The 15,182-nt window shown below is 34.5% G+C and carries 10 protein-coding genes; 9 read left to right on the top strand and 1 reads right to left on the bottom strand.

Translation table 11 applies throughout. The annotated features are described in order from the left end of the window. The first annotated feature begins 145 nt into the window (after positions 1-145). Positions 146-1,309 carry a peptidase associated/transthyretin-like domain-containing protein gene (locus tag BLP44_RS05825; RefSeq protein WP_170830218.1) on the top strand — a complete coding sequence of 388 codons (1,164 nt, stop codon included), beginning with the start codon at positions 146-148 and terminating at the stop codon, positions 1,307-1,309. A gap of 81 nt (positions 1,310-1,390) precedes the next feature. On the opposite strand, the gene BLP44_RS05820 is transcribed toward BLP44_RS05825, so the two are convergent. After that, positions 1,391-4,024 (bottom strand): TonB-dependent receptor, encoded by a 2,634-nt coding sequence (locus tag BLP44_RS05820; RefSeq protein WP_091131368.1) that lies wholly within the window; start codon positions 4,022-4,024, stop codon positions 1,391-1,393. A 294-nt stretch (positions 4,025-4,318) separates the two neighbouring features. Here BLP44_RS05820 and ychF point away from each other — a divergent pair, with 294 nt between their 5' ends. The 8 genes from ychF (at position 4,319) to BLP44_RS05780 (ending at position 15,131) form a co-directional block, all read left to right on the top strand. Beyond that, the gene (ychF, locus tag BLP44_RS05815) at positions 4,319-5,413 is read left to right on the top strand and encodes a redox-regulated ATPase YchF (RefSeq protein WP_091130460.1); all 1,095 of its coding nucleotides are present in this window, start codon (positions 4,319-4,321) and stop codon (positions 5,411-5,413) included. Positions 5,414-5,761: 348 nt separating this feature from the next. Next, on the top strand, positions 5,762-6,439 hold the full coding sequence (locus BLP44_RS05810) for a TIGR02117 family protein (RefSeq protein ID WP_091130457.1): 678 nt from the start codon (positions 5,762-5,764) through the stop codon (positions 6,437-6,439). A gap of 192 nt (positions 6,440-6,631) precedes the next feature. Continuing rightward, entirely contained in the window at positions 6,632-7,546 is a 915-nt protein-coding gene (locus BLP44_RS05805) for a YihY/virulence factor BrkB family protein (protein WP_008462571.1), read from the top strand. A gap of 30 nt (positions 7,547-7,576) precedes the next feature. Next, a complete protein-coding gene (locus BLP44_RS05800) occupies positions 7,577-8,101 on the top strand; it encodes an NADPH-dependent FMN reductase (protein WP_091130453.1) in 525 nt (174 codons plus the stop codon). Next, positions 8,102-9,076 (top strand): transglutaminase domain-containing protein, encoded by a 975-nt coding sequence (locus BLP44_RS05795; RefSeq protein ID WP_091130450.1) that lies wholly within the window; start codon positions 8,102-8,104, stop codon positions 9,074-9,076. Between the two features lie 82 nt (positions 9,077-9,158). Continuing rightward, positions 9,159-10,334, top strand: a complete 1,176-nt coding sequence (gene pncB / locus BLP44_RS05790) for a nicotinate phosphoribosyltransferase (RefSeq protein ID WP_066032241.1) — start codon at positions 9,159-9,161, stop codon at positions 10,332-10,334. Positions 10,335-10,496: 162 nt separating this feature from the next. Continuing rightward, positions 10,497-12,365, top strand: coding sequence for a DNA topoisomerase IV subunit B (locus BLP44_RS05785; RefSeq protein ID WP_008462577.1), 1,869 nt, complete (start codon positions 10,497-10,499; stop codon positions 12,363-12,365). A 51-nt stretch (positions 12,366-12,416) separates the two neighbouring features. After that, entirely contained in the window at positions 12,417-15,131 is a 2,715-nt protein-coding gene (locus BLP44_RS05780; RefSeq protein WP_091130446.1) for a DNA gyrase/topoisomerase IV subunit A, read from the top strand. Positions 15,132-15,182: the final 51 nt, after the last annotated feature.

Genomic DNA, 15,182 nt, shown 5'->3' with positions numbered 1-15,182 from the left:
TCCTGAACCTTTTGGTTCAGGATTTTTTTTTACCCTGATTTCAGGTATTTTAAAAAGTCAGTTTCTTGATAGTGAATGTTTTATTTTTAGACTATTGGTTAATTGTTAAAAAAATAATACTTTAGTTGAAAAAATAACAATGCCTATGAAGAGATTGCTACTTTTATTTGTTGTTTTGCTCAATTGCGTAAGCGTTTTTGCACAAAAGGAGGAATATTCTATTATTGTTAAGGATATAGAAACTTTGGAGCCAATACAAAACGCTACGGTTAAAATAATGAAAACCCAACAGATTTTATTGAGCAATGAAGAAGGAAAAGTTACTTTTATGCTGACCGGTGGATCTAATGTTCAGGTTTCTGAAACTAATTATGAAGATTTGACTGTACGCTGGACTTCTTTAAATGGAGAGCAAAAATTTGTTATTTATTTAAAGAGTAAAAACAATAAATTAGATGAAGTAGTTTTGTCTAAGGAATCTCCTGAAAAAATACTGCAGAAATTGGTTAATAATTCTATAAAGAAAATAAGTATCTCTCATAGACAGAAAGTATATGTTAGAGAGTTTTTTATGCTTGACAATCAGTATACCTACTATAATGATGGATTGGTAAATTTTCAATTTGATAAAAATAATAATGCAACCACTTTATTGGTTGAACAAAATCGCTCCTACGGATTATTAGAAGCAGATGTGAGTGCTGATTTAAAGGGCTATAACCTTAATAATATAATGGAGAATTATTCGAATTTTAAATATTTTGATCCATTATTAGATTCAAAGTCAAAAAAAGCATACGATTTTACAATAAAAGGACATTCGAAAAACAAAGATTACTACGTAATGTCAGTTGTTCCGTTGGACAAGGCCAAAGAAGCAATTGATAATTTTGAAATCATTTATGATCCTTTGAAAAAGATTATTGTAGAATTTACGATTTCAACTACGCCTGCAACTCTTGATAAAGTGGAAGAAAAGACAAAAGAAGGCGAAAAAAACTTAACAAAATCATTTGTAAAAGTAAATTATAGATGGGATGGAACAGATTATTATGTATTGAGTTCGAATGAAGAAATTGGTTATGATATTGTTTTAAAGGATAAAACTAAAAATGTCCAGATAAGAAATAGTTTTGTAACAACAGGTTTCAATAAACAAAATTTCACCTATAACGACAGTGATGTCTTTAAAGAAAAATCACTTTTCAATAAAAAAAACAAAATCTTGACCAATTATTGGGATATTTCAGGATTTACAGCAACCGACGAAGAAAAAGCAATCATCGCATCATTAGAGTTTAAATTGTAATTATAAATAGAAATGAAAAATCCTGAACATAACGCTCAGGATTTTTTGTTTGGTCAGACTGGGCAGAGTCGAAGCCCTTTCTTAAAAATTAAAACCAAGCCTTGCGTAGTAATAAGCTCCGCTGAAGCCCATTTGTACAGCGTCCCAATAACCTCCTGCCTCTGTATTTCCTTGTTCGTCTTGTTTGGTTGGATATACATTAAATAAGTTGTTGCTTCCTAAAGTCAGTTTTAAGCTTTTAGTGAACTGATATCCAACAGTTAAATCGGTAATCAATCTTGGGTTGTAAACATCATCTTCGTCTGCATAATCAACCAGAACTACTTTGCTGAAACGAGTAAAAGCTAAACCAGCATCAAATTTGTTTTTTGCGTAAGTAAGGTTTAAACCAAATTTATTGTCTGGAGCCGAAGCTAATAAAAATGCTTTTTCGCGTTTTCCGAAGAAAATAGCTTCGTCAAGAGTTCCGTTTTTTACTTTGTCAATTTTCATATCGTTGATGTTTCCAACTAAAGTTGCACCAAACTGACCGAAATCAAATGTCTTTTTCCAAGAGAAAACCAAATCCAAACCATGCGTGCTTGTGTCCACTCCATTCGCAAAAAATTGAGCTTCAGAAACACCTAGATTTAAAGAACTGGCATCAAAATATCCTGTCAAAACAATACGGTCTTTTACTTGAATGTAATATCCGTCAATGGTAGCTGTAAAATCACCGAAAGACGCAGTAAATCCTAATGAAGCATTTACCGCTTTTTCTTCATTTAATTTCTCAATTCCAAATGCTCTTGTAACTGGGCTATCGTTTGGAGCCAATAAAACTTCTGTTGCCCCGCTTGCATTAAAGTTGGTAAAACGTAAATTATAATAAATTTGAGCTAAAGAAGGAGCGCGGAAACCTGTACTTATCGATCCTCTAGCGTTGATATGGTCTGTGATTTTAAGTCTTGATGCTAGTTTTCCATTTAATGTACTTCCGAAATCACTGTAATTTTCAAAACGTAAAGCTCCGCTTACCATCCAAGCTTCGGTAACATCCAATTCGGCATCAGTATAGAGAGAAAAATTGGTTCTGTCTTTATTGACTTCGTTTGCAGGACTGTATCCTGGGAAACCTTGAGAGCCTCCAGGTCTTGGTTCCCCAGTTACGGGATCAATTGGTGCGCTTTGCGTTGTCGGATCTGTAATAGGTTTTCCATCTGTATCATAAGTCGCGTATGAACCTTCTTCGCCAGCAAAAATTTCAAATTGCTCCACTCTAAATTCTGCTCCAAAAGCAATATTTAAACCGCTTAAAACACTTTCGTAGTTTTTAGAAATATCAAAATTTGTAGTGTTTTGAAGTAAGCTGTGTCCTCCAGCGTCAAATTCATGAGGAGATTTTTCTTCAAGAGAAGCATTTATAGTTCCTTTAATATCGTATTGGAATTTGTTTTTACCAAAAGTATTGCTCAAATCAAATTTCCATCCACCAGAAGATTCGGTTCTAATTCCCGCTGCGATAGAATTATCATTAATTTTAGAAGTAATTCTTGGAGTATAACCTCCTGGATAAACAGATTCGACAACTCTTTCTCCGTCATTTCTGGTAAAAGCATAAGCGTCGGTATCTCTAAAATTGCTTCCTCCAAAAGCATAAAATTCGGTTTTATCAGAAATAGGAATTGCTAAATTGGCGAACAGGTTAACACCTGTCATTTCAGCATCGCCAAACCCTTTTCTAAAATCGTAAGCAGGTCTAAGAGTTTTGTTTTTACTTAAAAATTCTCCCGTAACATTTACATAACCGCCTTTGCTTCCAATTCCTGTTCCGTAATTAGCTGCCACTCTTACAGAACCTCCGTCAAAGTCCTGATCTTTTCCGTACGAATTCCCATTTCCATTTTGATCCAATCTAAATCCTTTTGTATTTGGAGTTCCTGGCAAGAATTCGCCTTTGGCATGTGTGTTAAAAACGCCGTAGGTAACTGAACCTGTTAATTCGTCAACGTTGTCATTTGTCACAATATTAATAACCCCTGCAATCGCATCAGAACCATATTGTGCAGAAGCACCGTCTCTCAAAATCTCAATTCTTTTGATAGATGCGGCAGGAATTGCATTCAAATCTGTTCCTGTATTACCACGCCCGCGTGTTCCAAATAAATTGATTAGAGACGATTGATGTCTTCTTTTTCCATTAATCAAAACCAAAGTCTGATCTGGTCCCATACCTCTTAAAGAAGCAGGATCAACGTGGTCGGCACCATCAGAACCAGATTGTTTATTTGCATTAAATGAAGGAGCTACATATTGTAAAAGCTGATTAATTTCAATTTTTCCGCTTTGAGTAGTAACATCTTTGACATTGATTACATCAATAGGAACGGCCGAATTTACAACCGTTCGTTTTGCATTTCGAGAACCCACGACAACAACGTCATTCAAAACTTGGCCATCGTTTTCGCTTAAGACAATGTTTATTTTATCTCCAGAAGCTATTTTTTCAACTGTTGTAAAACCGACATAACTAAAAACTAAAGTTGCACCTTCTTTTACTTTTATTCTAAAGCTACCCTCAAAATCAGTAGAAACTCCATTTGAAGTTCCTTTTTCAACAATATTAACGCCAGGAAGCGGATTTCCCGATTTATCTTTTACAAGACCCGAGACCTCTTTTTGTGCAAAGAGAAATGCTGAATTCAGCAGAAATAACAATAATGCAATCTTTTTCATGGTAAGTGGTTTTTTGGTTTGTTTTTTGTTAATCAGTTTTATAAAAGTAATCTTTTTTAACAAAATATTAATAAAATGTTTAAAAATTTCATTGCTTATGTCTAAAATTATATTATTGAACATTTTTACTTCGCGCAAGAGCTATTAAATCTTATATTTGCAAAATTTTAATGCCAAAAAATATCATTTTGGCAGAAATCAGAAAAACAGATAAAATCATAACGCACTAAAAAACAATGTTTAGTGTTTGAGGTCTAGAATAGAAGACTGAACAAAATAAATAGAAACAAACAGATGAAAGCAGGAATTGTAGGATTGCCAAATGTTGGAAAATCAACATTATTTAATTGTTTATCTAATGCAAAAGCGCAGAGTGCGAACTTTCCGTTTTGTACAATCGAACCTAATATTGGTGTTGTAAACGTTCCAGATCCAAGAATCAACAAATTAGAGGAATTGGTTAAACCAGAGCGCGTTCAAATGGCAACTGTTGATATCGTTGATATTGCAGGTTTAGTGAAAGGTGCGAGTAAAGGTGAAGGCCTTGGAAACCAGTTTTTAGGAAACATTAGAGAGTGTAATGCTATCATTCACGTTTTGCGTTGTTTTGACAATGATAATATTGTACACGTTGACGGAAACGTAAACCCAATTCGTGACAAAGAAACGATTGATATCGAATTGCAGTTAAAAGATTTAGAAACAATCGAAAAACGTTTGGAGAAAGTAAAACGTGCTGCAAAAACAGGAAATAAAGAAGCTCAGGCAGAAGAAGCTTTGCTAAACAGAATTAGAGAAGCTCTTTTGCAAGCGAAATCTGCTAGAACAATTGTTCCTCAAAATAATGACGAAGAAGTTTTATTGGAAAGTTTTCAATTGATAACTGCAAAACCAGTTTTATACGTTTGTAATGTTGATGAAAGTTCTGCAGTAAACGGAAATAAATATGTGGATCAAGTTCGTGAATTAGTAAAAGATGAAGATGCTGAAGTAATTGTGCTTTCAGTAGGAGCAGAGGCTGATATCACAGAATTGGAAAGCTACGAAGAGCGTCAGGTGTTTCTTGAAGATATGGGATTAGAAGAGCCAGGAGCTTCAGTTTTAATTCGTGCAGCTTATAAATTATTAAAACAGCAAACTTACTTTACAGCTGGTGTAAAAGAAGTTCGCGCTTGGACTATTCCAATTGGAGCAACTGCACCACAAGCAGCTGGAGTTATCCACACTGATTTCGAAAAAGGATTTATCCGTGCAGAGGTAATTTCATATGACGATTACGTTCACTACGGTTCTGAAGCAAAAGCAAAAGAAGCTGGAAAATTCAGAGTGGAAGGAAAAGAATATATCGTGAAAGATGGTGATGTAATGCATTTCCGTTTTAACGTTTAGTCTTTTTATAAAAAATAGAAGAAGAACAAAGAATAAAGACTAAAACTGCTGGAGAGATTCAGCAGTTTTTTTATGCTTAAAATGAATAATCACAAAGTTTGTCATCCTGAGGAACGAAGGATCACACACGAAACTCTACAAAGATTGGCGATTTGGATTGTGGAAATTCTAGTGTGATCCTTCGTTCCTCAGGATGACAAAAACAAGAATGATAATCCGTTTAAATCCGCGCTTTCGCGAAAGCGAATCAGTAAAATCCGCGTGCTATTTTTAGCAAGTAAATTTTTTGGCTCAAAAATTGGTTACAGAAAAAATAACCAATTACTAATCTAAAATCAACCAATTAAAATGCTAAAAAAATCATTCAAAATTCTGGGCTGGACGCTTTTCGGAATCTTTAGTTTTCTTGCCCTTTATATTTCTTCTGTTTTGATTATTTCTAAAATTACAGTCAATTCAGATATCGCAAAAGTCGAAGAACAAGACGCAATTCCAATTTACATTCTTTCAAATGGAGTTCATACCGATATTGTAGTTCCCGTAAAAAATGAAATAAAAGATTGGAGAAACGAAATTCAATTCAATCAGACGCAATCAAAAGATTCGGTGATGAATTATATTGCTTTTGGCTGGGGAGATAAAGGTTTTTATTTGGAAACGCCAGAATGGTCAGATTTAAAAGCAAGTACAGCGTTCAAAGCCGCATTTGGAATCAGTTCGTCTGCTGTGCATGCAACATTTTTTAAAAACTTAAGAGAAGGCGATGACTGCAAACGTATTTTGGTGTCAAAAGAAAATTATCAAAACTTAGTCAATTATATTTCCAATAGTTTTAGTGATCCAATTCATCCACAATGGATTGAAGGTCACAGCTACGGGAAAAAAGATGCTTTTTATGAAGCCAAAGGAAGTTACAGTCTTTTTTATACATGCAATACTTGGGCAAATAATGCTTTAAAAGCAGCGAATCAAAAAGCAAGTTTATGGACGGTTTACGATAAAGGGATTTTTTGTCATTATAAATAATTTTTGGTGTGAAGCCCCCTAAGTGACAGTTAGAGTGTCGTTTATTTGACTTACCAATATTAAATCTCAATGAGATTATTCCGTTAGGGATTAAATATCATATATGGGAAAAATATAAAAACCAACGAAAATCCAAGAAGTAACGAATTTTCATTAATGCTTAAATTTGAATGAATATCAAAAGATCAGCAAATGAAAAATCATAATATCTTTTCAAAAACTTGGTATTTATTAAAAACAACATTTTTAGAATTCAATGATGATAATGCCATAAAGCTAAGTGCGGCATTATCTTACTATACCATTTTTGCGTTGCCTCCTTTATTGATTATTATAATTACCATTTGTGGCTTCTTTTTTGGGGAAGAGGCAGTCACAGGTCAGTTATATGGTCAGATAAATCGATTGGTTGGAAATAATGCTGCAGTACAGATTCAGGAGGCAATCAAGAATGTTCAATTATCAGACAGTAATGTCTTTGTTACCGTATTTGGGATTGTAATGCTTTTAATTGGGGCATCTGGGGTTTTTGCAGAAATTCAGAGCTCTATCAATTATATTTGGGGGCTTCGCGCAAAACCTAATAAAGGTTTGAAGAAATTCATTCAAAACAGATTGATGTCTTTTTCCATGATTGTTTCAGTTGGATTTTTAATGCTGGTCAGTTTAATAGTCAATGCTACACTCGACGTTTTAAATGCACGTTTAAAACTCTATTTCCCAGACACAACAGTTTACTTTTTTTATGTGGTTAATTTGGTAATTGTTTTTGCCAGTATAACATTGCTTTTTGCTATTATATTCCGAACTTTACCTGACGGAATCATCAAGTGGAAAGATGCTTTTATTGGAGCATCAAGCACTGCGATTTTATTTATGATAGGTAAATTTGCAATTGGAGTATACTTAGGAAATTCGACTGTTGCAAGCGTTTACGGTGCAGCGGGTTCTGTAATTATAATTTTGGTTTGGGTATATTATTCGGCCATTATTTTATATTTTGGAGCAGAATTTACTAAAGTCTATGCAAAAGCTTTCGGCGGAAGTATTTCACCAAATGATTATTCTGTAGAAATACAAAAAGAGATTTTTGAAATAGAATCTTAAACCAATTATAAAACAACAAATACCACAAATATGAAAATAGTAGCCTTTGGAGGAAGTAACAGTAAGCAGTCAATCAACAAACGTTTAGCAACCTACGCATCTAGTTTGTTTGAAAATGCAGATGTTGAAGTTTTAGATCTTAATGATTTTGCAATGCCAGTTTTCAGCGTAGATCTTGAGAAAGAAATTGGTCAGCATGAAGTAGCACAAGCATTCTTGAATAAACTTAAAGGAGCTGATATTCTAGTGGTTTCGATGGCAGAGAATAATGGAAATTATTCTGTTGCTTTCAAAAATGTTTTCGATTGGAGCTCTCGCATCGAAAAAGACGTTTTTCAACACAAACCCATGTTATTATTGGCAACTTCTCCAGGAGGTCGAGGAGGCGCATCTGTTTTAGGAATTGCACAGAATCTTTTCCCTCGTTATGGTGCTGAAATTAAAGGAAGTTTCTCATTACCAGCATTTGGCTCGAATTTTGATTTACAAGAAAATAAAATATCTAATCCTGAATTAGATCAAGAACTGAAAGACATTATTAAATCAAATTTTTAAATGCCACAAAAAAAGATTGCCCTTGTTTTCCTTTTATTAAATAGTATTTTCATCAATTTTACTTTTGCTCAAAAGATTAATGAAGTTGATAAAATAGTTGCAAAATACCCAAAAAGCTTTGATAGCACTGAAAAATTAGCCGACAGAATCGAAAAAGATTTTGATTCGGATTATGATCGTGCGCGTGCTATTTACAGTTGGATTGCTTTCAATATAAGATACGATTACAATGCCTATTTGAATCCGCCAAGAGTGCAAGGTTTCAGTTATTCTTCAGAAGCAGAAAAACAGCGAAAAATAAAACAGCTGAATGATAATTTAGTTCAGAAAGCTTTTAAATCTAAAAAAGCAGTCTGTGAAGGTTTTACGGCTTTGTATCAGCATTTGGCTTCCTTGGTGGGAATTAAATGCGAAATCATTCGTGGAGATTCTAAAATTTCAGTAAGAGATATTGGAAGAAAAACCACTTCATCCAATCATGCTTGGAATATGGTTTTGATTGATAAAAAATGGCGTCTTCTAGATGTAACATGGGGGCAAGGCTATTATGACAGCAGCAAAGGCAGAATGGTCAATGATTTTAATCCTGCTTATTTTGATACAGATCCAGATTATTTCTTTGCGAAGCATTTTCCTGATTCAGGTTCTTATTTGGGAAACAGATTAAGCAAAGAAGATTTTCTTAATGGACCTTTGATTTATAATACGACAATCGAAAAAGATTATAAAATTAAATCCCCTGATTCTGGGATAATTGAAGCACGAAATGGTGATAGAATTACAGTAGAAATCAAAAATCTTTCGAAATCGAATCAGGTTTTTTATTTGAATAAATATAATAAAGCTGTTAAGGTTCAAAACCCAAAAGAGAAGCGAGGAGGTTTAGAATTTCAGATTCAAATTGATAGTAATATAGGTGATTACATTACTGTTTTTGTAGACGGAAATAGTGTTGTTTCTTTTAAGATAGTTTAAAAATAATGGATTAAGAATCCGGCAATTTTCATCTTTTCTGAAATTGACGTATCTTAGCAAGAATGATCCGAATTTGAATGCTATGGAAACAACTTTTCTGAAATCAATCTTAGACAATGATTTCTACAAATTTACAATGCAGCATGCTGTAATTAAACTTTTTCCAAAAGCAAAAGTTCGTTATGGTTTTATAAACCGTGGAAAACATATTTTTCCGGAAGGTTTTGCCGATTTACTTCGAAATTCTGTCGATGCAATGGCAGATCTTCGTTTAACAAAAGAAGAAAAGAACTATCTCGCCCATTATTGTCCCTATCTCGATCCTACGTATTTAGATTTTCTGCAAGGATATAGCTTTGATCCGTCTGAAGTTCAGATTAGTCAGGAAGGATCAGAAATAAAAGTTACCGTTGAAGGATTTTGGTACAGAACCATTTTGTGGGAAGTACCGTTAATGGCTTTGATTTCGGAACTTTTTTATAAATCCAACCACTTAATTCGTTTAAATGATGAAGCGGTAAAAAGTCTTACGAAAGAAAAAATAGAGAATTATAATAAACTTGGAGTTTCTATTTTAGAGTTTGGAACCAGACGACGCCACTCTTATGATGTGCAGAATCTTGTAAATGAGACTTTGCGTACTTATGGCGGGCAGAGCTTCATTGGAACCAGCAATGTACATTTTGCAATGGTCAATAATCGGAGACCTCTAGGGACGCACGCTCACGAATGGTTTATGTTTCATGCCGCGCAATATGGTTTTAAAATGGCAAATTCGATAAGCCTGGAACATTGGACACAAGTTTACGGCGGCGATCTCGGAATAGCTTTAACAGACACTTATACTACCGAAATATTTTTCAATCAGTTTGATAAAAAATATTCTAAACTTTTTGATGGCGTCCGACATGATAGTGGTGACCCAATTGAATTTGCTCAAAAAGTGATTTCGCATTACATAAAAATGGGAATCGACCCAAAATCAAAAGCTATTGTTTTTTCTGATTCTTTAAATTATGATAAAGTAAAAAAGATTGTCGATTTCTGTCAGGACAAAATAAAAATGTCTTTTGGAATAGGAACAAATTTTACTAATGATGTTGGGCTTCCTGCAATGAATATGGTTATAAAATTGACCGATACAAAACCCGATAATCTACATTGGCAGGGTGTTGTGAAACTTTCTGACGAGAAAAATAAAAATACGGGAACGCCCGAAATGATTGCTTTAGCAAAAGAAGTGCTAGGAATCAAATAATATTTTTTGCTGAAAAAGCAGTTTTTAGATCCTTTCAGCGCCCTTTTTACTTTAAAATCAATTTAAATAGATTTTAAACTGTTATTATTCATAACAAAAAGAAAATACGCTTTCATTTTTTGCTAAGAAATGGTACATTAGCAAAAAATCCCAAAATCATATATGCTAGAGCAAAATCAATATACCGAAGATAATATTCGTTCGCTTGATTGGAAAGAACATATCCGTATGCGTCCTGGGATGTATATCGGAAAACTTGGAGACGGATCTGCGCCGGATGATGGTATTTACATTCTTCTAAAAGAGGTTTTAGACAACTGTATCGATGAGTTCGTAATGGGCTCTGGAAAAACTATTGAGGTAAGTATCAAAGAAAAGACGGTTACCGTTCGGGACTACGGACGAGGTATTCCCTTAGGAAAAGTGGTCGATGTAGTTTCGAAGATGAATACGGGAGGAAAGTATGATACAAAAGCTTTCCAGAAATCAGTAGGTTTGAATGGAGTTGGAACAAAAGCAGTAAATGCACTTTCGACTTATTTCCGCGTAGAATCGGTTCGTGATGACAAACAAAAAGCGGCAGAGTTTTCAGCTGGTAATTTAGTTTCCGAAGAAGATATTATAGAAACAACAAAACGTAAAGGAACGAAAGTAACTTTTACGCCAGACGAAACAATTTTCAAAAACTTTAAATTCCGTTTAGAATATGTAGTGAAAATGGTTAAAAACTATTGTTATCTAAACAATGGTTTGACGATTATTTTCAATGGAGAAAAATACTATTCAGAAAACGGACTTCGTGATTTGTTGGAAGAGACTATCAGTGAAGAAGATTTAGAATATCCAATTATCCATTTGAAAGACCACGATATTGAGGTGGCATTGACCCATAGTAAAACCCAATATAGCGAAGAATATCACTCTTTTGTAAACGGTCAGAACACAACACAAGGAGGAACGCACTTAGCGGCGTATCGTGAAGCGGTTGTAAAAACAATTCGAGAGTTTTACAATAAGAATTTTGATGCGTCAGATGTTCGAAAATCGATTGTAAGTGCGATTAGCATTAAAGTAATGGAACCGGTTTTTGAGTCTCAGACCAAAACAAAATTAGGTTCTACCGATATGGGTTCTGATGACGGAACACCAGCGGTTTCTGTTCGTACTTTCGTTAACGATTTCATCAAAACGAAACTGGATAATTACCTGCATAAAAATCCGCCAACAGCCGAAGCGTTATTGCGTAAAATTCTTCAGGCAGAACGCGAGCGAAAAGAATTGTCAGGAATTAGAAAATTAGCAACAGATCGTGCTAAAAAAGCCAATCTTCACAATAAAAAATTAAGAGACTGCCGAGCGCATCTTCCAGATACCAAAAACCCTAGAAACTTAGAAAGTACGCTTTTTATTACTGAGGGAGATTCGGCTTCTGGATCAATTACAAAGTCACGTGACGTAAATACACAAGCGGTTTTCAGTTTACGTGGTAAACCTCTGAATTCATACGGAATGTCTAAAAAGATTGTGTATGAAAATGAAGAATTCAACTTATTGCAAGCAGCGCTTGATATCGAAGACGGATTAGAAAAACTGCGTTACAACAACATCGTAATCGCAACCGATGCCGATGTCGACGGAATGCACATTCGTCTATTATTGATTACGTTTTTCCTTCAATTTTTCCCTGAGTTAATCAAAGAAGGCCATTTGTATATCTTACAGACACCACTTTTCAGGGTTCGAAATAAAAAAGAAACCATTTATTGTTATTCTGAAGAAGAAAGAAAAGATGCCATCGAGAAATTAAAGCCAAAACCAGAAATCACGCGATTCAAAGGTTTAGGAGAGATTTCTCCAGATGAGTTCAAAAACTTTATTGGAGACACCATTCGCCTTGATCCGGTTATGATGGATAAACATACTTCGATTGAGCAGCTGTTATCTTTCTATATGGGTAAAAATACCCCAGACAGACAAGATTTTATTATCAAAAATCTTAAGGTGGAGATTGATGAGCTTGAAGAGGTTTAAAAAGAAAAGAATTACAGAAGAATTTTTTAGTATTTATACTGAACAAAATATATGAAAGACGAAGAAGACGATAACATAATTCCAAACGACGACGAGAATAATTCAGAGGAAAATCTGGATAACATTCAGGATGGCGATGATGATGTGATTGATGGTGAAGGAAAACATTTCGAAGGTGCACATTTTTACGAAAATCAAGAAGAAGAAGGCGAAGACGTTATTACTAAAGTAACGGGAATGTATAAAGACTGGTTCTTGGATTATGCTTCGTACGTAATTTTGGAACGTGCAGTTCCTGCTATCGAAGACGGATTCAAGCCTGTTCAGCGTCGTATTATGCACTCTTTAAAAGAGTTGGATGATGGTCGTTATAATAAAGTTGCCAATGTTGTTGGTCACACCATGCAGTATCACCCACACGGAGATGCGAGTATTGGTGATGCCATGGTACAAATCGGTCAGAAAGACTTATTGATTGACTGTCAAGGAAACTGGGGAAATATCTTAACTGGTGATGGTGCAGCAGCACCCCGTTATATTGAGGCACGTTTATCCAAATTTGCTTTGGAGGTTTTATATTCTCCAAAAATTACAGAATGGGGACTATCTTATGATGGTCGAAAAGCTGAACCAATTAATCTTCCTGTAAAATTCCCATTGCTTTTAGCACAAGGAGCAGAAGGTATTGCGGTTGGACTTTCTACAAAAGTGCTTCCTCATAATTTTAACGAATTAATTGACGCGTCGATTAAAATCTTAAAGGGGAAGTCATTTACGCTTTATCCAGATTTTGCCACAGCTGGTATTGCCGACGTTTCGAATTACAACGACGGAATGCGTGGCGGACGTGTGCGTGTGCGTGCTAAAATTTCGCAATTAGACAAAAATACTTTGGTAATTACGCAGATTCCGTTTTCTACCAATACATCGAGTTTGATTGATAGTATTTTGAAAGCCAATGAAAAAGGGAAAATCAAAATCAAGAAAATTGAGGACAACACCGCCGCTGATGTTGAGATTTTAATTCATCTTTTCCCGGGAGTTTCGCCAGACAAAACAATCGATGCTTTGTTTGCGTTTACAGCCTGTGAGACTTCAATTGCACCTTTAGGATGTGTAATTGAAGATAATAAGCCGTTATTTATTGGTGTTTCACAAATGTTGAAGATTTCAACTGAAAGAACGGTTGATTTGCTTAAACAAGAACTTGAAATTCAATTAGAAGAATTAAAAAATAAGTGGCATTTCTCTACTTTAGAAAAAATCTTCATTCGTGAAGAAATGTATATTGACTTCAAATTATATGGAGATAGAGAATCACTTTACAAATATTTATACGACCGTTTTGAGCCTTTCAAAAAATCATTTGTTAGAGAAATCAACGATGACGATTTACAAAGACTGACTCAAATTCCGATGATTCGTATTACTCGTTTCGACTCTGATAAAGCAGATGAATTAATCTCTAGATTAGAAGAGGAAATGAAAGAGGTAGAATACAATTTGGAGCATCTTACCGATTTTGCCATTGCTTACTTTACCAAACTGAAAGAGAAATATGGAAAAGGGCGAGAGCGTAAAACAGAACTTCGCGTATTTGATAACGTTGAAGCTACAAAAGTAGTTTTAAGAAACACAAAACTATACGTAAACCGCGAAGAAGGTTTCGTAGGAACTAGTTTAAAGAAAGATGAATACGTAGGCGACTGTTCTGATATTGACGATGTTATCGTGTTTTTACGAGACGGAACCATGATGATTACAAAAGTTGATGCCAAGACTTTTATCGGAAAAGATATTATACACGCAGCGGTATTTGATAAAAACGATAAACGCACGATTTATAATATGATGTATCGTGATGGTAAGTCAGGTCCGTCTTATATAAAACGTTTTAATGTTACAGGTGTAACACGCGATAAAGCCTACGATTTAACGAATGGAACAAACGGTTCTCAGGTAGTGTATTTTTCGCATAATCCTAATGGAGAAGCCGAGGTTGTGACTATTTTGCTTCGTCAGGTTGGAACGATTAAGAAACTGAAATTCGATATTGATTTCGCTAAGTTAGCTATTAAAGGGCGTGGTTCTAAAGGAAATTTAGTAACCAAATATCCAATCAAAAAAATCGAATTAAAAGAAAAAGGAATTTCGACTTTACTGCCAAGAAAAGTTTGGTTTGATGATACCGTAAAACGTTTAAATGTTGATGCAAGAGGAGAATTATTAGGAGAATTTAAACCAACGGATAAAATCTTAGTCATTAGTCAATCAGGGAAATTGAAAGTAGTCATTCCAGAATTATCAACTCATTTCGATGAAGACATGATTGTATTGGAAAAATGGAATCCTAAAAAACCAATTTCAGCAATCTATTATGATGGAGAAAAAGAACGTTATTTCTTGAAACGTTTCTTGGTAGAAAATGAAGGAAAAGAAGAAAGTTTCATTACTGATCATCCAAATTCGCAGTTAGAAATCGTTTCGACTGATTATCGTCCAGTGGCACAATTGGTTTTCGCCAAAGTAAAAGGTGTTCAAAAAGACGATCTTCATATTGATGTAGAAGACTTTATAGCCGTAAAAGGTTTCAAAGCTTTAGGAAATCAATTGACGACTGATAAATTAAGACAGGTGAATTTATTAGAGCCGCTTCCTTATGAAGAACCAGTTGAAGAAGTTCCGGAAAAACCGGAAATTCCAGAAGATGATCCTGTTGAAACAGAATTAGACGACGATGGACAAATAGGCCTAGTTTTAGAATAAAAATAAAAAAAACGCTAAGATTAATTAATTTCTTAGCGTTTTTTATATAAA

The sequence above is a fragment of the Flavobacterium anhuiense genome (genome assembly GCF_900101855.1).
Lineage (GTDB): Bacteria > Bacteroidota > Bacteroidia > Flavobacteriales > Flavobacteriaceae > Flavobacterium > Flavobacterium anhuiense.
The sequence above is the reverse complement of the archived record's forward strand: the minus strand, read 5'-3'. Positions and strand labels throughout refer to the sequence as shown.

Excerpts from the sequence above, each read along its gene's own strand:
- BLP44_RS05825 (WP_170830218.1), top strand. The coding sequence starts at position 146 with ATGAAGAGATTGCTACTTTTATTTGTTGTTTTGCTCAATTGCGTAAGC.
- BLP44_RS05810 (WP_091130457.1), top strand. The coding sequence starts at position 5,762 with ATGCTAAAAAAATCATTCAAAATTCTGGGCTGGACGCTTTTCGGAATC.
- BLP44_RS05780 (WP_091130446.1), top strand. The coding sequence starts at position 12,417 with ATGAAAGACGAAGAAGACGATAACATAATTCCAAACGACGACGAGAAT.
- BLP44_RS05805 (WP_008462571.1), top strand. The coding sequence starts at position 6,632 with ATGAAAAATCATAATATCTTTTCAAAAACTTGGTATTTATTAAAAACA.
- pncB (WP_066032241.1), top strand. The coding sequence starts at position 9,159 with ATGGAAACAACTTTTCTGAAATCAATCTTAGACAATGATTTCTACAAA.
- BLP44_RS05800 (WP_091130453.1), top strand. The coding sequence starts at position 7,577 with ATGAAAATAGTAGCCTTTGGAGGAAGTAACAGTAAGCAGTCAATCAAC.
- BLP44_RS05820 (WP_091131368.1), bottom strand. The coding sequence starts at position 4,024 with ATGAAAAAGATTGCATTATTGTTATTTCTGCTGAATTCAGCATTTCTC.
- BLP44_RS05795 (WP_091130450.1), top strand. The coding sequence starts at position 8,102 with ATGCCACAAAAAAAGATTGCCCTTGTTTTCCTTTTATTAAATAGTATT.
- BLP44_RS05785 (WP_008462577.1), top strand. The coding sequence starts at position 10,497 with ATGCTAGAGCAAAATCAATATACCGAAGATAATATTCGTTCGCTTGAT.
- ychF (WP_091130460.1), top strand. The coding sequence starts at position 4,319 with ATGAAAGCAGGAATTGTAGGATTGCCAAATGTTGGAAAATCAACATTA.